20 protein-coding genes and 2 pseudogenes are annotated in these 18936 nt (G+C 41.6%); 9 read left to right on the top strand and 13 right to left on the bottom strand.

What is annotated here, in order from left to right; translation table 11 throughout:
• The coding region (locus ACFFAP_RS17200; RefSeq protein WP_375512344.1) for a YraN family protein at window positions 1-223 on the bottom strand (223 nt) is incomplete at its 3' end.
• 23 nt (window positions 224-246) lie between these two features.
• On the opposite strand from ACFFAP_RS17200, the gene ACFFAP_RS17195 reads away from it, so the two are divergent.
• Entirely contained in the window at window positions 247-822 is a 576-nt protein-coding gene (locus ACFFAP_RS17195; protein ID WP_375512343.1) for a pentapeptide repeat-containing protein, read from the top strand.
• A gap of 99 nt (window positions 823-921) precedes the next feature.
• On the opposite strand, the gene ACFFAP_RS17190 is transcribed toward ACFFAP_RS17195, so the two are convergent.
• The 4 genes from ACFFAP_RS17190 to ACFFAP_RS17175 form a co-directional block, all read right to left on the bottom strand.
• Window positions 922-1299: a hypothetical protein gene (locus ACFFAP_RS17190; protein ID WP_375512342.1), complete on the bottom strand. Its 378-nt coding sequence runs from the start codon at window positions 1297-1299 to the stop codon at window positions 922-924.
• Between the two features lie 335 nt (window positions 1300-1634).
• Window positions 1635-1955, bottom strand: a complete 321-nt coding sequence (locus ACFFAP_RS17185; protein ID WP_375512341.1) for a putative toxin-antitoxin system toxin component, PIN family — start codon at window positions 1953-1955, stop codon at window positions 1635-1637.
• Window positions 1942-2190 (bottom strand): hypothetical protein, encoded by a 249-nt coding sequence (locus tag ACFFAP_RS17180; protein ID WP_375512340.1) that lies wholly within the window; start codon window positions 2188-2190, stop codon window positions 1942-1944. Before ACFFAP_RS17180 ends, ACFFAP_RS17185 begins: the two co-directional genes overlap by 14 nt.
• Window positions 2191-2243: 53 nt before the next feature.
• Entirely contained in the window at window positions 2244-3998 is a 1755-nt protein-coding gene (locus ACFFAP_RS17175) for an N-acetylmuramoyl-L-alanine amidase (protein ID WP_375512345.1), read from the bottom strand.
• Between the two features lie 86 nt (window positions 3999-4084).
• On the opposite strand from ACFFAP_RS17175, the gene ACFFAP_RS17170 reads away from it, so the two are divergent.
• Together ACFFAP_RS17170 and ACFFAP_RS17165 are read left to right on the top strand one after the other, a co-directional pair.
• Window positions 4085-5722 carry a CTP synthase gene (locus ACFFAP_RS17170; RefSeq protein WP_375512339.1) on the top strand — a complete coding sequence of 546 codons (1638 nt, stop codon included), beginning with the start codon at window positions 4085-4087 and terminating at the stop codon, window positions 5720-5722.
• Between the two features lie 94 nt (window positions 5723-5816).
• Window positions 5817-6239, top strand: coding sequence for a hypothetical protein (locus ACFFAP_RS17165; protein ID WP_375512338.1), 423 nt, complete (start codon window positions 5817-5819; stop codon window positions 6237-6239).
• A 14-nt stretch (window positions 6240-6253) separates the two neighbouring features.
• Here the strand turns inward: ACFFAP_RS17165 and ACFFAP_RS17160 are convergent, their stop codons facing one another.
• The 4 genes from ACFFAP_RS17160 to ACFFAP_RS17145 form a co-directional block, all read right to left on the bottom strand.
• Entirely contained in the window at window positions 6254-6895 is a 642-nt protein-coding gene (locus tag ACFFAP_RS17160) for a type I restriction endonuclease subunit R (protein ID WP_375512337.1), read from the bottom strand.
• Window positions 6896-6898: 3 nt separating this feature from the next.
• Complete coding sequence (locus ACFFAP_RS17155; RefSeq protein ID WP_375512336.1) at window positions 6899-7801, bottom strand: ROK family protein; 903 nt, start codon at window positions 7799-7801, stop codon at window positions 6899-6901.
• Between the two features lie 141 nt (window positions 7802-7942).
• Window positions 7943-8152 carry a hypothetical protein gene (locus ACFFAP_RS17150; RefSeq protein WP_185584060.1) on the bottom strand — a complete coding sequence of 70 codons (210 nt, stop codon included), beginning with the start codon at window positions 8150-8152 and terminating at the stop codon, window positions 7943-7945.
• A gap of 80 nt (window positions 8153-8232) precedes the next feature.
• Complete coding sequence (locus ACFFAP_RS17145; protein WP_375512335.1) at window positions 8233-9129, bottom strand: ABC transporter permease; 897 nt, start codon at window positions 9127-9129, stop codon at window positions 8233-8235.
• 130 nt (window positions 9130-9259) lie between these two features.
• Between ACFFAP_RS17145 and ACFFAP_RS17140 the strand changes: the two genes are divergently transcribed.
• A complete protein-coding gene (locus ACFFAP_RS17140) occupies window positions 9260-9664 on the top strand; it encodes a four helix bundle protein (RefSeq protein ID WP_099103251.1) in 405 nt (134 codons plus the stop codon).
• 287 nt (window positions 9665-9951) lie between these two features.
• Here ACFFAP_RS17140 and trxB read toward each other — a convergent pair whose 3' ends face one another.
• Entirely contained in the window at window positions 9952-11322 is a 1371-nt protein-coding gene (gene trxB, locus ACFFAP_RS17135) for a thioredoxin-disulfide reductase (RefSeq protein ID WP_375512334.1), read from the bottom strand.
• 334 nt (window positions 11323-11656) lie between these two features.
• Between trxB and ACFFAP_RS17130 the strand changes: the two genes are divergently transcribed.
• On the top strand, window positions 11657-11797 hold the full coding sequence (locus tag ACFFAP_RS17130) for a hypothetical protein (protein ID WP_375512333.1): 141 nt from the start codon (window positions 11657-11659) through the stop codon (window positions 11795-11797).
• A gap of 18 nt (window positions 11798-11815) precedes the next feature.
• Here ACFFAP_RS17130 and ACFFAP_RS17125 read toward each other — a convergent pair whose 3' ends face one another.
• Window positions 11816-11995 carry a hypothetical protein gene (locus ACFFAP_RS17125; protein ID WP_375512332.1) on the bottom strand — a complete coding sequence of 60 codons (180 nt, stop codon included), beginning with the start codon at window positions 11993-11995 and terminating at the stop codon, window positions 11816-11818.
• A 9-nt stretch (window positions 11996-12004) separates the two neighbouring features.
• A pseudogene (locus tag ACFFAP_RS17120) lies at window positions 12005-12556 on the bottom strand (Rpn family recombination-promoting nuclease/putative transposase); the annotation flags it as partial.
• Between the two features lie 144 nt (window positions 12557-12700).
• Here ACFFAP_RS17120 and ACFFAP_RS17115 point away from each other — a divergent pair.
• The 4 genes from ACFFAP_RS17115 (at window position 12701) to ACFFAP_RS17100 (ending at window position 18111) form a co-directional block, all read left to right on the top strand.
• Window positions 12701-13267, top strand: coding sequence for a Uma2 family endonuclease (locus ACFFAP_RS17115; RefSeq protein WP_375512331.1), 567 nt, complete (start codon window positions 12701-12703; stop codon window positions 13265-13267).
• Window positions 13268-13709: 442 nt separating this feature from the next.
• Window positions 13710-14252: a methyltransferase domain-containing protein gene (locus tag ACFFAP_RS17110; protein WP_375512330.1), complete on the top strand. Its 543-nt coding sequence runs from the start codon at window positions 13710-13712 to the stop codon at window positions 14250-14252.
• 975 nt (window positions 14253-15227) lie between these two features.
• Window positions 15228-15782: a type IV pilin-like G/H family protein gene (locus tag ACFFAP_RS17105; RefSeq protein ID WP_375512329.1), complete on the top strand. Its 555-nt coding sequence runs from the start codon at window positions 15228-15230 to the stop codon at window positions 15780-15782.
• A 118-nt stretch (window positions 15783-15900) separates the two neighbouring features.
• Entirely contained in the window at window positions 15901-18111 is a 2211-nt protein-coding gene (locus ACFFAP_RS17100; protein ID WP_375512328.1) for an O-linked N-acetylglucosamine transferase, SPINDLY family protein, read from the top strand.
• Window positions 18112-18539: 428 nt separating this feature from the next.
• On the opposite strand, the pseudogene ACFFAP_RS17095 reads toward ACFFAP_RS17100, so the two are convergent.
• A pseudogene (locus ACFFAP_RS17095) lies at window positions 18540-18936 on the bottom strand (hypothetical protein); the annotation flags it as partial.

Here is an 18936-nt window from a genome sequence, read left to right as displayed (position 1 = left end):
AGTGGGGAGTGGGGAGTGGGGAGTGGGGAGTAGGGTATTCTCCCCTGCTTTCCTGCTCTTTCCCAGTTACTCCATGATATTCAGCAATAATATCGATTTCTCCCCAAGGGCTAGAAAAGCGACGATGGAGAATTATCCAACCTGTAGATTGCAACCATTGGGCTACTAGGTCTTCTCCTAATTCACCAATATCTGGATAATGAGATGGAGGAAGGTTAGCCATTGACTAAAAATTTTATGAATTCTATGAATTCTAGGTTAAGCGATCGCATAACAGGTTCTAAGCTAAACTCATCCCGTACTGAGTTGGGGCAAAAGTGTAAAACAAACCAGAAGATTTGGGTAGGCATACTTAGCTTATTCCTTTGGGGAATAGTTGGCATCACCGCAACGGTCGGTTTTGCTCCCACAGTTTTGGCACTTGAATATAATAAAGAAATTTTAGTTGACGCTGATTTCTCAAGACGTGATTTAACAGATTCCAGCTTTACCAAAGCTAATCTTCGCCAGAGCAACTTCAGCCATGCTAATTTGAACGGTGTCAGTTTCTTTGCAGCAAATTTGGAGTCTGCGAATTTGGAGGGAGCTGACTTGAGAAATTCCACTTTAGACTCAGCTCGTTTAGTTAGAGCAAATTTGACAAATGCACTGTTGGAGGGTGCTTTTGCTGCTAATGCCAGATTTGATGGTGCAATCATTGATGGGGCAGATTTTACCGATACGCTGCTGCGTCCTGATGAGCAAAAAAAATTGTGCAAACTTGCCAAAGGAACTAATTCCATTACAGGACGAGATACGCGTGACACGTTATTTTGTCCTTAGTATTTCCTAGCTGGGCATTGGGCATTGGGCATTGGGCATTGGGCATTGGTTATTCCCCATTCCCCATTCCCCATTCCCTACTCATAAAATATTGAGCAACTACCAACCACTCACACCAATCTTTTGACAAACAATTTTCATTCCTTTGCCTGGTGAAGAACTTGCTACAAAAGGGATTTCTCCTTTTTCCTTATCCTCTTCAAGTAGCTGTCCTTCTGGCCCGTAAATCGCAATGCGATCGCGAAAAAGCCGCGATTCTTTGCAAGATGCATCGAAGGTAGTCTCGAAAATGCCATCTCCATAGATCCCGTAAAGCTTGTATGTCGTGCCCTTAATAGTTTCCGTGTCCAGAGCTACGCTGTTTCCCAATTTATCATGCCCTACAGTGATATATCTTTCTGCATCTTGAGCAAATACACTGCCACTGCTCAATAAAAGAGCGATCGCTCCTACCATACCGCCTATTTTAAAATACATACGCTTTAAAAATATCAAGATTTCATATATTTTTACCCGCAATCAAAGCGGTTCTGGCACTGTAAAAGCACTGAAACAATATGTAGCAAGGTATTATTTTCCTGATTCGGCACAGTCATGCCTTACACAAAATTGTGGGAATTATAAGTTTGAAGTACAAATTGTATTTATCCACAAAAACTTGTGTTCCAAAAAAAGAGAATATTTATGGAGTATCTAGACTATGAATCGCTCAATGATCAACTGAGAAAACAAGATACTCACTTTTACCCTAAGCCTCCCTTTTAGCATCAATTTGAGGCGTTGAAAAAACTATAAAAAAGATACTTAAATCACTACAATCTCTGTCTCACTTTCGGCCATGATTGGCGAAACTCGTTTAATCGGCATTCATTAATCTGCTCAGTCACGTCAATAAACTGAGAGTTTTCTGTTAATTTTTCTATAAATGATTGCCGCCTTTCTTTAGTGAGATACCTATCAAATTTGGGACGATATAAAACCTCTTCTAACTCCAAGAAGACATAATTTGATAATAAAATAACGCCAATAACAGTAGCTTGATCTAATGCCTGACGTGGCTTGCTTTGATTAAACAAAAATGCACTAATTAGCAGATTAGTATCAAAAACGAACCGGCGATTATTTGTGATCATTCAAAATCGATTTGAAGATTTCAGGCGTTAATCCTGGCTCTTGTGCTTCAAGACTAGCTTTATCCATGGTGTTTCTCAAACGTGCAATGGCCTCAAGTCTCGGAGTTGTAAATTGAGACTGCATAATTGCGGCAATCTTAAGTTGCAATTGTTCTCGTTCTTCTTCAGTGGCATTGCGGTATGCCTCTGCTACCTCAGAGGGAACTTTGATAGTAATTTCTTCTTTAGTAATCATGGTCTATCGCACTCCACCAAATACAATGAGGAACTAGTGTTGTACCTCAAAATTTATCTCACACTCCTAAACCACTCAGTAATTCCCTGAGCGATCGCATAAGCCGTTTTCTTCTGTACCTCTGGGTTCACTATCTGCTCAAATTCATCGGGATTGCTCATAAAACCCAATTCCAGCAACACTGATGGTGCAGCAGTTGGACGTGTCAGCGCCAGGTTATCCCAAAACACACCATAAGAAGGTTTGCCGACTTTTTCGACTACATACTTCTGTAAAAACATTGCCAGGTTGTGGGCTTGGGGTTGATACCAAAAGGCGGCGAATCCCTTAGTTTTTTCGGCATCACCATCATCGGGTAAGGAATTGTGGTGTATGGAAAGAGCGATGCATGGTTCTTCTTGACTGATAATTGCCTGACGTTCTGCTAGGGAAAGTTCGCGATCATCCTCCCGTGTCATCACTACCGTTGCTCCTCGCCTCACCAACTCATCCCGCAGCAACTTGGACACCACCAAATTCAAATCTTTTTCTAAATATCCAGTTGGGCCACTGGCACCAGATTCTTTACCGCCATGCCCTGGATCTAGTACAATCTTGAGATTAGCTAAAGGCTTGCGTCTTGTGTTCCCAATTTTCGGCGGATGACGCAAAGCCAAAACCAGGGTTGTACCGTCGTATCTCAGCTTATATCCCCACTGTTGAGCTTTTTTGAGGTTAAAGGTGTATTTTACTTGTTCTGGAGCCTCTTGTTGCCAATCTAGGCGATAAATTAGGGGGTCATCATCCAGGCGAATAATGTCCGTTTGGGCAGTGGTATTGTAGAGAGTGAGAGTGAAAGCACCCTCACTTTGTTGCACGCTCACAGGTACGGGAACTTGTAAGGGGAAAACTATCTCTGTCGCACCAGGGAGTTGACGGTATCCGACACTGCGAATTATTGTCTGTGGCTCAATTGCACCAGAGAGAATGCGGGTTTCTTTACTATTAATCCAAGCGCCATACTCTAGGCGCAACCATTCACCTTCCCTACCTGTTACTGTTGCGCGTGTGCCTTTGGGCAGTGGTGTAAGTCGAGAATAATCGGTGCTTGGGCCAGTGCGAGCAACGCCTGACTCTACTGTAACCTCAGAAACTGGCAACTCTGCTCTTGAAAGGATTTGAATTTTACCAGTACCTGGTTGAGTTATCGTCTTGCCATTGAGCGTCAGTTGAAAGTGAGGTTGTCCCAGATCGGCGGCTGTTGCCACTGTGGTGCAACCTTTATAATTGTCTACACTAGACTGGGCATGAGGCTGATTTTGCCCTGTCAGAGCTGCCAAATTACTTGGTAGTTGCGCTTGTTGAGGTTGGGGTAAAAGGGCAGTAGTTTGATTAGCCAACTTGACAGATACGCTAGCGTTAGGGGGTGCGATCGCACTAAAACAGATTAGCTCTCCCGGTAGTCTGGCAATGTCAACTGCGGGAGTCAGGGAATCTTTAGCAAAGGCTAACCCCTGTGGTAGCTCAGGATCAGTGGGAAGCCTTGTCACTTTAATCTGGAGTTCTTGATTGTCGTGACGCACAGTAAAAAGATTTTCCCCCAACTGCAAGGGGAAACTAGGGGAAAAATGACCAGCTTTGCTGCGGGTAATTGGCTTACTATTGATCAAAACCTGACCATTTGGTGGTGCAGTCCCCAGAAAGAAGATTTTTTGGGAACTCGTCTGGTAGCTTGTTTGGGGAAAAACGACTATAAGAGATGGCTCTGCCAATGCTACGGAGGAGGTGACAATACAGCCTAAGATTACTAATCCTAAAAGGTTTTTCACAAGCTCAATCACAGAAGATTACACCACAACAACTGTGGCACAATGGCGGGATGTATTTTTAGAAGTTGTTAAAAATTCAAACTAGTATGACTAAGTTTATTTTTGTAACTGGGGGCGTAGTTTCCAGTATTGGTAAGGGCATTGTAGCAGCAAGTTTAGGGCGTTTGCTCAAGTCGCGTGAATATTCTGTGTCGATTCTCAAACTTGACCCTTATATCAATATCGATCCTGGCACAATGAGTCCCTTTCAGCATGGGGAAGTATTCGTTACTCAGGATGGTGCGGAAACAGATTTGGACTTGGGGCATTACGAACGCTTTACTGATACCTCAATGTCGCGTTTGAATTGTGTAACGACTGGCTCGATTTACCAGGCAGTTATCAATAAAGAGCGGCGCGGAGACTACAATGGTGGTACTGTGCAGGTAATTCCTCATATTACTAATGAAATCAAAGAGCGAATTCTGCGAGTTGCTAAAAGTACAAATCCATCTGTAGTAATTACAGAAATTGGCGGTACGGTAGGAGATATTGAATCACTACCGTTTTTGGAAGCAATTCGCCAGTTCCGCAAAGAGGTAGGAAGGCAGAATGTGCTGTACATGCACGTAACTCTAGTACCGTGGATTGCTTCTGCGGGTGAGATGAAAACTAAGCCAACACAGCATTCAGTTAAAGAACTGAGATCCATTGGCATTCAACCAGATATTTTAGTTTGTCGGAGCGATCGCCCTTTACCCAAGGGATTAAAGCAGAAACTGTCTGGATCTTGCGATGTGCCGGAAGAATGCGTCATCACCTCCCAAGATGCCAAAAGTATCTATGAAGTACCTCTGAATCTTGAACGGGAAGGAATGGCAGAACAAGTGCTGAACTTGCTGCAAATGGAACAACGCAAACCAGATTTGACGCAGTGGCAAACCCTGGTCAAACGGTTACATAGTCCCAAGCACGAGCTAGAAATTGCCATTGTCGGTAAATATGTGCAGTTAAGTGATGCCTATCTATCTGTAGTGGAAGCATTAAACCATGCGGCAATTTCCACTTATGGCAAACTGCGCCTGCGTTGGGTGAATTCAGAAGATTTGGAAACCCAAGCGCCCGAAACTTATCTTGAAGGTGTCGATGGCATAGTTGTGCCAGGAGGTTTTGGGGTTCGGGGGGTGGATGGCAAAATTGCCGCGATTAAATACGCCCGCGATCGCCAAATTCCTTTTTTGGGTTTATGCCTGGGTATGCAATGTTCTGTGATTGAATGGGCCCGGCACGTAGGGGGATTAACAGGTGCTAATAGTGCTGAATTTGACCCTCATACATCTGATCCGGTAATTAATTTATTGCCAGGACAGCAGAAAGTAGTCGATTTAGGGGGTACAATGCGCTTAGGGCTATATCCTTGTCGTGTTCTTCCTGATACACTGGCTTTTAAACTTTATCAAGAAGATGTGATTTATGAACGACATCGACATCGGTATGAGTTCAACAATGCTTACCGCGATTTGTTATTAAAGTCTGGGTATGCGATCAGTGGTACTTCTCCCGATGGACGCTTAGTTGAAATTGTGGAATTACCCAAGCACCCATTCTTTCTTGCTTGCCAATTTCATCCAGAATTTCAATCGCGCCCCAGTAGCCCTCACCCTTTATTTAAAGGATTTATTCAAGCAGCGATCGCTCTTTCTCTTTCAACTTCAGGTACACCAACACCATTGGAGGTTTCATAAGAATTCATAATTAATTCCAATATTAACTTAAGGCTTCAGTAGATTTGGATATACAGGGTGCATCATTCGTAAATTTCGGACTTGGGGAGATGTTGTGGCGTACTGGGTGAAAATCCTTTACGAAAGGAGAGAATATGTAGTTAATTTTGAACGTGTCCATGCTTTTTGTTATGAACTGAACGGCAGGGTTACTTTTTGGTTACCCGATAGTGCCATTGCGATAGTGATTAACCCGCAAAGTAACTTGGAAGATTATCAAAAGATCCTTTATTATTTAGAATGTGTGATTGGATTGGAATTAGATCATGCCCACTGGGTAAAAATCCATTACGACAAAAACGAATATGTAATTAATCTCAACTGCATCAGTTCTTTTTGTCATGAACCGAATGGCAGGATAACTTTTTGGTTGCCAGATGGCACTATCCCCATCATCATCAACCCTGTGAGTAATCCTGAATCTTATGAAAAAGTGGTGAAATATGTTAAATATGCAACAGGATATTCTTTGTCTTAGTATTACGAATTACGTTAGCGTAGCGGGGCGTAGCCCATTACAATTAATTCTCCCAGGCGCTTCAAGATACTGAGTACTTGCTGTAGTTCTGAATCGCGTTCAATTGATAGCGCATCAGATCGTGCATACCAAGGATGTTCTTGTTGAATCAATTTGATAAAAACAAATTCCCTACCGTTGATTAGTAAACCAAAACTTGGTTGTGCAGGATTTGGACAATCAAGCATATAAGTGAGTGCTTGAGGTAGGGCTGTCATCACATCAAATTTACTGCTTTTAGACTTGATGACAAGTACCCAAAAACGTTTTTGGATGACAAGAACATCAATGTTTCCTTTAACGATAAAGCTTTCATCTTCAGCAGAAATCTCCACAGAAGTCTCGGTTTCAATCTCAAAAGGAAATTGATAAAAGCCAGCTAAATCGAGTAAAGGAGACAGCACTACCATCTTTACCGCCTCTTCTGACATCAGACGGTGCTTACTCAAGTTTAAATAGTTGCTTTTCACTCGTGCGATCGCTTGCTGTTCACCATCAGTCAGAGTTGCTATTTCTGTCCACTCTGTAAAGAAGTTGGTGTCTGTGGCAAGTTGCAAACCAAATTTTTCTTCTAATTCGTAAAGACTGATGTCTCTAGCTGGGATTGTTTGAACCATAATCTAACATTCCGAATAGTGTTGCCATGCCAACTTTGCTGCACCCACTATCCCTGCAAAATTGCCTAACTTCGCTGGCAATATTTGTAAACCCACCCGTGATAAAGGCTGAACTCGCTTCTCAATTTCTGCCTTCACTGCTGGTAAGAAAAATTCAAAGCTGCCACTGATACCGCCACCAATGACGATCGCTTGCGGTGTGAGTACATAAATCAAACTCGTTAAACCAATTCCCAAGCTTATACCATATTCTTGCCAAAAATTCAATGCTTCAGCATCTCCTTGTTGGGCAAGAAAACCCAATTCGACGGGTTCCTTGAGAGTGCGGCGACGAATCGCAGTAGCACAGGCATATTGTTCTAAAGAGCCTTGATTGCCACTATTACAAATTGGGCCATCTGGATTTAATGAAATCAAACCCAATTCCCCGGCGGCTCCTTGATGTCCAACAAATAGTTTACCATCAAGGATAATTGCGCCACCAACCCCAGTACCTAAAGTTAGCAGAATCAGATTTTGAAAGTGGCGACCGGCTCCCAACCAAGCTTCTCCCAAAAGAGCACAATTAGCATCATTAGCGATCGCAGTAGGTTTGCCAGTTTTAGCTTCTAACCAATCTGCTAAAGGCACATCGACCCATCCAGGTAAGTTAATGGCGATTTTGGCAATGCGTCCTGTTGCATCAGATGGGCCAGGAGTACCAACACCAATAGCAACAGCTTGATTATCTGGATCAATTTGGGCGATCGCATCTACGATCACCGCCAGCGCAGCCTCCGGCGTTGTCGGTTGGGGAGATGCCACAGTCAAAGATAAGAGACAACTACCATCAGCTGCAAAACGCCCCAGCTTAATTGCCGTTCCCCCCACATCAATGCCAATTACTTGAATTTTGTCATTTGTCATTTGTCATTTGTCATTTGTCATTTGTCATTTGTCATTGGGCATTGGGCACTTTTACTGAGCGAAGTCGAAGTATTGGGCATGGGGCATTGGGCATTGGTGAACAGCTATTCCCTATTGCCTATTATTGGGCGCGAGTTGTTTTCATCCCCGATCTGTTCGCGCAGTGTCTTTGCTTGGGAGAAGACGCGCAGCTTTCAACTCCGATTTCTGTAAATTAGCAAAAGTCGTGCTGCGGAAACTCGATTGCTCTTGCCAACCTGTAACTGGCGCACCTCTTAAGATACCAGCAAGAGCAACGGAAAGGATAAACCCGCCAGTAGCGGCAGCAATTAACGTTAAATTATCTTTCATACAAATCTCTCTATTGTTTATTTGTCAGTTGTCCTTTGTCCTTTGTCAGTTGTCCTTTGCTAATGACTAATGACCAATGACTACTTTTGGATTCTATTTTCTCTTCGTAACCGGGGATTGACAAATTCATTTAACCCTTCACCAAGTAGTGATAACCCTACCACCATGAATGTCATCGTTAAACCAGGGAAAAGTGTAGTCCACCAAATGCCAGTGGGTAGAGCTTCTAAGGCTTGCTTTAAATCATGTCCCCATTCTGGCACTTCTTCGGGAAGTCCTAGCCCCAAAAAGCCCAAACCGCCCAACACCAAAATCGCATCAGCAGCGTTGAGTGTGAATAGCACGGGTACGCTTTGAATGACGTTGAAAAATAGATAACGAGAAAGCACAACCCAAGTGGAAGCGCCCATTGCTTGAGCAGCTTCGATGAACACTTCAGTTTTCACGCTTACGGTGTGGTTGCGAACAACGCGGTAATATTGGGGAATGTAAGCAATGCTAATAGCGATCGCTGCATTTAATATCCCACGCCCCACCACAAACGCCAGCGTCACAGACAGCAGTAGCCCCGGTAGAGTGTAGATGCTATCCATAATAAACAGCAACACTTTATCCAATTTACCGCCCTGATAACCACTCAGCATCCCCAAAGGCACACCGATAATCATACTCAGCGCTGTTGCCAAAATCACCACCTGCAAAGCAGCTTGAGCGCCGAACAATGTCCGGGAGAACACATCATAACCCAAACGACTAGTACCAAACCAATGTTTAGCTGAGGGTGGCTCATGAATTGGATTAGAGAGAAAATCTTTTGGGTTTTGCAGCCATCCCCAAGCCTGGAATACGGGAGCGAAGAATGCCAGGAAGATGAAAAATAGGGTAATGGCTAACCCGATGAGCATAAGTTTTTGGGAAAGATTGAGACTGTTGCCAAACTGTAAAAATGTCGGTAGTCGCCGTTTTGTAATGGCCATAAAGCGATCGCCTGGAGCAAAGCTTGATACGCTGACTATTTTACATATTGGGGACTGGGGATTGGGGACTGGGGACTGGGTATTTGGTAAAAATGTCCCATAAAATTGAGGGACTTTAGATTGGGATGATATGCAAGATAGAGGCTTTGAGTCTTTAGACTTCTACCAAGATAGCCTCAAACTGCTAAAAGCGGCTTATCGATTAGCAAATAGTTTGCCGGGTTGTGAGCGTTACAATTTGAGCGATCAATTACGAAGAGCAGCTTGCAGCGTTTTACTGAACATAGCTGAGGGCTATGGACGCTATCACTATTTAGATAGATTGCGTTTTATGTACATTGCTCGCGGCTCATTGACTGAAACCAAAAGCGCTTTCATTATTGCCGAGAGCTTGGGCTACTGCAACACAGAACAATTAAACTGGGTCAGTCAGCTTAAAGACCGGATTGAAAAAGGTCTTAACGGTTACTGTCGTTTTATTCGTTCCCAACAGCAGGGTAAAGAAGAGTACGGTACTCGACTGGGTGATTGGTGATTGGTGATTGGGGAACTCGGGGCCCCCACGGAGTGGGGATTAGGGGCATGGGGATTGGGTATTGGGTATTGGGTATTGGTTATACCAATTCTGTATGAAGATGCGCCATATATCAAAAACTAACCGCAAAGGGCGCAAAGGACACAAAGGAAGAAACAAATAAGAAGTTAAGAAAATTTAGCGCAGCCTCACAAAGAAATGGTATTACTGGGTGATTGGGTACTGGGTATTGGGTATTAGCAGTTAAAAGAATTATTTCCTAGTCCCCAGTCCCCAGTCCCCAGTCCCTAAAGATTACTTTCAATCAACTGGCGGTATTCGCTCTTTTGCTTCACACCTTTGACTTCCTTCACCAGTTCCTTATTTTTGAACAATTGAACCGTTGGCGTTCCTGTTACACCAGCATTTTCAGCAATATCTCGGTCTTTGTCGATGTCAATTTCCACAAAGTGAATTTTGCTGTCAAATTCATCCACCACTTTATTTAAAATTGGTTTCAGGGTATGACAAGGGCCACAACCAGGAGAGACGTATTTAACAAGAAGTAAGCGATCGCTTTCATGGAACAATTTCCGTAAAGCATAACCTCCCTGATGACGCGTCCCATTCAAATTAAATCCAGCTTCTTCCTCGGCTTCAGTCTTTTTAGCTGGCTGATGTTCTAATTCATTATCTGCTGTTTCTGACTGTTGATGGAATTCTTGAATTAAGCCACTGCATGACAACCAACGTTCTGCTAACATCGCCGCCATACAGCCAGTACCCGCAGCCGTAATTGCTTGCCGAAACTCATGATCTTGCACGTCGCCAGCTGCAAAAACGCCCTCTACACTAGTTTCTACAGAACCATGCTTGGTGACAACGTAACCTATCTCATCCAGTTCTAATTGTCCTTTAAATAGAGAGGTATTGGGGCTGTGACCAACGGCGTAGAATAAACCCTTAGCATGCAGTCGGCTCTCTTCACCAGTTTTGGTATTGCGGACTTTCACCCCTTCCATGTGACCATTACCGAAGATATCCACGGCTTCTGTGTTCCAATGCACTTGGATTTTCGGGTTGTTCAAAACGCGGTCTTGCATGGCTTTAGAAGCCCGCATTTTATCGGTGCGTACCAACATATTTACCTTGGAACCATACTTAGTGAGGTAAATAGACTCTTCCGCCGCCGAGTCGCCAGCACCAATTACAGCCAATTCTGCACCGTGGAAAATTGGTGTTGCACCATCGCAAATTGCACAAGCGGAAATACCCCGACTCCAAAATTCATGTTCGTTGGGTAAACCCAAACGCTTTGCTGTTGCACCCGTAGCAATAACGATGCTGTTGGTTTTTATTTCCCTCTCTTGCGATCGCACTGTAAATGGACGCTGACTCAAGTCAACTGATATAACATCTTCAGTATATAGTTCAGCTCCCCAGCGCTCCGCCTGAGCCTTCATCTGATCCATCAGTTCCGGCCCGGTAATCCCTTGGGGAAACCCTGGAAAGTTCTCAACTTCCGTCGTTGTCATTAGTTGCCCACCAGGTAATCCCCCGGCTTGGAAACCTTCAAATACAACGGGTTTCAGGTTAGCGCGTCCGGCATAAATAGCAGCTGTGTACCCTGCTGGGCCAGAACCGATAATTACTAAGTTTTCTACTGTGGGGTTAGTCATAACCATATACATACTCATAACGACTACGTTTAATATAGCATAACAAACTGTGATTGGCTACGCCAGATGGTAAGCGATCGCAAAATGCCTACGGTACTATGCGCTCAACACTTGCTAAACATCCTTTTAACTGCTAGTACCGCAAGGCGGAAGTCAAAGGTCAAAAGTCACTCATTCAAAAGTATTATGGAATAAGCTATGCAGGGATTTTAAATGGCTGCTCGTCTTGCAAAGTTCTGATGTTTGCGGCGGGCTGCGCCAACGGCGGGAACCGCCGCTCAGACTTTGCGCTATTTACGCCGTGGCGTACTAGGGCTGTTGTTAGAGGTATTTCTTGATAGTTTCAACATCTATTTCCCGCATTTCTCACAAGTCCCGTGATGTCTGCGACGGGCTACGCCGAAGCAATCCTCATAATCCTTACCCGGAATATGTTTCGGGTATTTTTAATCGGTTATTTTTTGATGCAGTGTGAAAACCTAGAATCGAGATTTTATAAGGCTTTGAGAATTGTGGTGAGAAATCCGGGTATTTCTAGTAATTCTGCTATTTCTTGAATGCTCATACCTTTTTCAACACATTTTGAGACTAATATTAATTTTGTTTCTACTTCTGTTTTTGCTAATATACTTTCGTCCAATCGAGTATTTTTGAATGCATCTAAATCAAGCATAGCTTCAACTTACTCTAAAGCAAGATTGGGAAACTTATAAAATACAATGGCTTGGATAAATGCTATCACTTTCTTTTGAAGATTTTCATTGGTAAAGTCTTCTCGTGCCTGAGTGATTAGCTGTTGAGCTAAGGAAGTAGCTTTTGTAGGCGCTTATACAAATAGTTTGGCAATTCCTATCCCCAAGGAATCTTTAGCCCTAGTAGAAAGTTCATTCAGATAAATGCAACGTAGATGTTGTTCTCCTAAAGCCTGATAGCGAGGGTGAGGTGGAGTTTCATGAATGCGGTGATCGTAAATAACAATTGCGTACCAGTCTGAGTTGGCGGGTTTATATTGACGGAAGTAAACAAAAATTTATCCAAAAAGTCGTTCGTAAAATCCTTCATATTTGTAGGTTTGCAATTATACAAAGTATAAAGGTTCATTTTCCAATCCATTGATAGTAGCAAATAAGCTGTCTAAACGAAATGATTTTTGTTTAATTTCAGGTGCAATAAATGTGTAGATATTGAGATTAGTATCAGGTTTATCAATAAGGTAAAAAAATATCTGTGGTAGTTCATTAAGAAGTTAATAAAAAATTACATCTGTTTTAATTGATGCTACTAATGGCAAACTATACAGGCGTTTTTATTTCAATACATTGTAGCTTTCGTAGATTGAGGTACGTATGATAGAGATAAAAGCGTTATTTAATGTATTATGTCCTTTGCGATTAGAGACTTAGAGCAGCTACAAACCGAGCATCCAGAATGGCAGATGGAGTTGGTAGAGGGGAAAATCATAGTTATGGGGCCATCAGATTACGAGTCAGAGGAAATTGGCGCTCGTCTCATTACCTTCTTAAATAACTGGGTAATGTCGCGCAAGCTAGGACGTATAACTGGTTCTAGCGCAGGGTTTATCCTACCGAATATAGAAGAGGACGACTCGGAAAAAAGAAACCTGCGTGCCCCTGACGTGTCTTTTGTTAAGGCTGACCGACTGAAGAAGACCAAGCGCGACTTTGTAGAGTTGGTTCCAGACCTAATGGTTGAGATTAAATCTAAAAGTGACAGAATCAAACCGCTTGAAGAGAAGATTCAGCTATTTTTGCAACTTGGGTCTACAGTCGGCATATTGATTGACCCTGACAAATTGACAGTAACGGTTTATCAATTAAACCAAACTTCGGTGGTGTTGCAGAATGGCGACACGCTTACACTATCAGACTTGCTACCAGGTTGGGAACTGGCAATATCAGAATTGTGGCCACCTGAGTTTGAATAAAGCACTTCCACAATCGAAGTTGAGAATTCTAGCCCTTGGTGTTGACCAAGGGCTTAGTAATGTTTGTGCCCTTTTCTCAGGATGCAAGAATTATCGCCACCAGCAAAACGCCCTCTACACTGGTTTCGACAGAACTGTGCTTGGCGACAATGTAACCTACCTCATCCAGTTCTAATTGACTCTTGAATATTGTGATAGAAATCCTCATAAGTTGGGAATACTCAAGGTTGGGTGTACCGCTAGCTTTGACAGCATGGCAAATGTTCGCAGGTATGCCTTAGCTGTCAACAAGAGTTGGCATAACGGTGCGAAGAATCAGAACAAAGTTAGTATGAGGAGCAATTTCAATGCCCAGTCCAACATCTGATTTTTTCTAAAAATTTTTAATGCTTGACCCACAAGAGGTAGAAGAAACGATACAGAGTAGAAAAATACAAAAAAAATGACAGACATTAAACTTCATATTGGTGGAAATCAAACACATCCAGACTGGAAAATATTCGATGTTGAACCTCGTCCAGAAGTAGATTATATTGGCAACGCATCTGATTTAAGTCAATTTGAAAGTAATTCAATTGCTGCAATTTATGCCAGTCATGTTCTAGAACATTTTTATCATGCAATAGATAATGAGTTAATCAATACTATAACAGAATGGCATCGGGTTCTTAAACCAGGCGGACAACTTTTTATTAGTGTTCCCGACTTAAAAAAATTGTGTTGGCTTTATCTTTATCCAGAACTTACAGTAGTTGATCGTCTATCTTTAATGCGGATTATATTTGGGGCACAAACCAATATATATGATGTTCACAAAGTAGGATTTGATTTTGAAATTTTGGCTATCTGCTTAGAAGAAGTTGGGTTTACAGAATATTACCAAGTAGAGGAATTTGATTGGTTTAATGATTGCAGTAAAATTCGTATTTCAAATACACTCATTAGCTTGAATGTAATTGCTAAAAAGTCAATATATTCAAAGTAAAGTTAACCTTAGATTTAATATATAAGAGGTGTATATTTTCAAATGATTGCCAAAAATGGTAACTTTTAATCATCAATGTTTTTACAGACAATCTAACGAAATAGCCCAATCTCGTTTATCCATCTAAAAACTACTACCAGGATCAACTTTAATGACCAGTCCAGCATCTAATTTACTAGATAAAAAACGCCAATCCTAATCTGAAGTTCTCCCCAACCGAAAAGTGCTGTTACTTAACCCAAGAGACTTTCAAAGTTTTTTCGAGTTGCTTTACTGGGTACAAATTATCAAAGGGGTGTGCGATCGCGCAGCGTGTTGCTTTACGACTCAGCGATAATGAGGTGTTACAAGCTTTTTTAGGACATTTGCACGGGGGAACTTCAGCCTAATGCTCAGACTCAATCCCAACTGTAGCCTCTATGTAATTCTGACGATTAGAAGAATTTTGAAGACCAGCAAGACTGGCGACAGTATCGCTGAGTTTAATCAATTTACCAGGACATAGATGTGAAGAAAAGGACGAATATTAGCTACCACAGGTAGAGAATCTAATCCAGATTCAACCAAGTCTGGAAAACTAGATAAGCTCTCTATAATAGTTTTAGCAAAGTTATATTTCGGATTATCGCCATACTTGACTGTTAGATGCTCTAGTAATTCTAAAGTATAATCTGGAAAACCTAAAACATCAGCTAAACAAGCTAATTTTAGAATTTTAGACGGTTTTTAATCTGAAAATTAACATTTTCTCTAATCGGATCTTGGAGATAATAAGCATCTCCCCAGAGTAATTACCCTCGACGCCGTGTTGATGCGATTGGTGAGCGAGCGCGATGACAGGCGCGATCGCCATATAAATAAAAACACAGTTGAATAGTTGAAAAAAATTTTTTGGTAGGGTGATATGAAACCAAACACGAGTGGGTAAGTTATATCTAGAACACAAAACCACCTCATATACCAGGGAAAACACTTATGAAAACCGAATTGAAGGCAAAGTTTCTCCAACACATCATCGGCAAAAAGAAGGAAAACGAGGGTTTCACACTTATTGAATTATTAGTAGTAATTATCATTATCGGTATTTTGTCTGCGATCGCTCTACCCTCTTTCTTGAACCAAGCTAACAAAGGTAAACAGTCAGAAGCTAAACAGTATACTGGTTCCATGAACCGCGCTCAACAAGCATACTTTTTGGAAAATGCAGCATTCACTAGTACTATGGATCAGTTAGGACTTGGTATTAGAACCCAAACTGAGAATTATGCATATGCTATTAATGGAAACACCACTCAGGTTGCCAATAATGGTATATCTCTGAAGCCGGTGCTCAAATCTTACCAGGGTGTTGTTATTAAATCAACAGTATTATCTACCAGTGAAGCAACTACTCTAGCTGTGTTATGCCAGTCTAATAATGTTGGTGACCAGAGTGCTAGTATTGGAAGTTTTGGCCCAGCTGGAGCTTCATCAGGCACTCCACTGCAACCAAATTGTAACACCGCCTATGCAGAACTGACATCCAAGTAATAACTTGAGTTCTATATCTAATTACAAGCTTTATAACAGTGGGTAGTTTAGGCTACCCACTTTAATTTTGTTCTCAATTCTGGGAATAGTACTAGTACTATCCTGAAAATTCTTGATTATGACTTCTGTCCAAATTCCTACTAACATCACCCCATCAGAGCAGCAAGCCCAGGAATATTTTATCAAAGGTAACTATACTCAAGCTGCTAGTTGCTATGAACAAGTTATCGAAACAGAACCAGAAGTGAAATCTCACTACTGGAACTTAGGCTTAATGTTGCTATTGCAGGGACAAGAAGCAGAAGCGCAAATGACTTGGCTGCTGGCTATGGAGGAGAGAGAAGCCGAACAAGTTGAGCAATGGACTGTAGAATTGATAAACGTTCTGCAAACCGAAGCCGAACGCAGAGAGACATTAGCAGATTATTCAGTTGCTTGGGCAATTCGCCAACATATACGGGAAATTTCTCCTATATATGTGAATAATCTTCTCTATTTGATTGAGCTATCTATCAAGCTAAAAACTTTTACTGGTGATGAATTAACTTCCCTAGAGGTAATTGAGTTAATTCAGCCAGAAGCAATTATAGATATTGAGTTATTGTTGCAAGTATTAGGGAGTATCATCAATGATGACCCTTTGCATCCCTCTGTCCTAGAGTTTGCAGAATGTTGTCTAGCCCATGTTAGTGAGCCTCAATCTTTCATTAATATTTTGCTGCCAGCCGCAGTTAAAATTGCCCATTCTATGCAGCAACCTAAAGTAGCAATATCATTAATTGAGCTATGTTTACGGCTGGAATCTGAAAATACAGAACTTCTGCGTCATATCGCTGGTTTTTATCTAAAAGATTACAATTATTCTCAAGGAATAGAAGTTGCTAAGTTATGCTACTCACTATCAAAGACTTTAACCGATCAAGTCTTTGCTAAACACCTAATACAGCGAGGATTAATGGAAGCTCCTGCTTATTGGGACGAAGCGTGTACAGTTTTCCTAGAACAGGAATCTTTACTGAAATCTTTAATAGAAGAACAACCTATAAATATTGAGCCTGCTAGGGTATTGCGTCTATTTAATGCCAATTATTATGCACCTTACTTACAAGATAATCCGCATAAAAATAGACAAATTCAGAATCAAGTGGCGCAACTATGTCAGCTTAATGTGCAAGAATATGCCACGGAAAAAGTCCAGCGATATAAACAACGTAGTTCACATAATAGAAATAAGCAAATAAAGATTGGCTACTTATCTCATTGTTTATCTAGGCATTCAGTTGGCTGGTTAGCTAGGTGGTTAATTCAACACCATACCCGTGAAGAGTTTGATATTTATGGCTATTTTATAAATTATAAACAAGTAGATGATTCGTTGCAAGAATGGTATGTGCAGCAATTTAATCAAGCTTATCTAGGGGGAATTTATAGTGATGACATTGCTGAAAAAATCTACCAAGATGAAATTGATATTTTAATCGATTTGGATAGTATCACTCTAGATGTTACTTGTGAAATAATGGCGCTTAAACCTGCACCTGTGCAAGTAACCTGGTTGGGTTGGGATGCTTCGGGAATACCAGCAGTTGATTACTTTATTGCTGATCCTTATGTTTTGCCCGAATCTGCTCAGGAGTACTATACAGAAAAAATCTGGCGATTACCGCAAACTTATATAGCGGTGGATGGTTTTGAAATCGGTGTCCCAACTTTACGACGAGACTCTCTAGATATTCCTAGTAATGCTGTAATTTATCTCAGCGCTCAAAGAGGATTTAAGCGCCATCCTGATACAGCGCGGCTGCAAATGAGAATTATTAAGGAAGTTCCTAATAGCTATTTTTTAATTAAAGGGATAGCAGACGCAGAAGCTGTACAGAAATTTTTTATCCAGTTAGCAGAAGAAGAGGGTGTAGAGTGTTCACGTCTACGATTTTTAGGCTTAGATGCTTCTGAGTCTGTCCACAGAGCAAATTTAGCCATTGCTGATGTTGTATTAGATACTTATCCTTATAACGGCGCGACGACAACCTTAGAAACACTTTGGATGGGTATTCCCTTAGTAAGCAGAGTTGGAGAGCAATTTGCCGCCCGAAATAGCTACACCATGATGATGAATGCTGGGATCACAGAAGGGATTGCGTGGACTAATGAAGAGTATGTAGAGTGGGGTGTGCGTTTGGGGAAAGATGAAGCTTTACGCCAACAGGTGGCTTTGAAGTTGAAAGCATCTCGACAGACAGCACCACTGTGGAATGGTAAGCAGTTTACCTGTGAAATGGAAAAGGCTTACCAGCAAATGTGGCAAAGGTATATTGAGAAAAAATAATTTCGTAGTGAGTGGCTCCAGCCCTGAAAATAGGGCTAGAGCCGCTTACTACGAGCCAATTTAATTAATTTTACATTGCATAACGTAGTTTGATTGATTTATTCTTGCCCACTTACTTATCAAAGTTAAAAGTTATCCCAATCACTACCATAATCCCGCACCGGATATTGAGTCCAACAATCACGCAGCCATTGCCGTCCACAAGCTTGTAAATACCAATGAACACTACTTTCAACCCAGTCATAAGGAGATTTGACTAAACCATGTTTAACTGGGTTGTAATGAATATAGTTAACAGTTGTATAGTAATGTCTTTCCGAGCGAATAGCGCGATCGCTCCAACGATACCAAATTTTTCTCTTAGTAATATTCTCCTCTATATTCCACTGTCGAGAAAGCGCACCATGTATTCTACGAAATAATTCACCTCATACATCAAAATTTTCAATATAAACCAGTAGATGATAGTGATTATGCAAAACAACCCAAGCATAAATTCTTAAGTTCCTAGTCAGCGCTTCAGCGCTCCTCTCTTCATTTTCACTCCCACCAAACCTATCAAAAATCATATCTAGCAATTCCTGACGACGAGATTCAGTGTGTATATAACACTGATGCTCATAACAAGATGCCGTTAATAAATAAAATTGCTTATCTTGTACAGGATATGGTGGAGAATGAGGTGGATAACCCTGGCTTAAGCGATATTTAACTAGTTCAGCTTTTTGTTCTGCTGTGAGCTTCCGATATTCATACATAGATTTTTTTACCACTAAAGTGCTTACTACAAACAATTCAAAAGTTCGTAGTGAGGACTTTAGTCCT

Source organism: uncultured Nostoc sp. (genome assembly GCF_964245575.1).
In the GTDB taxonomy this organism is placed as follows: domain Bacteria; phylum Cyanobacteriota; class Cyanobacteriia; order Cyanobacteriales; family Nostocaceae; genus Nostoc.
This window is presented reverse-complemented; position numbering and strand designations above follow the sequence as displayed.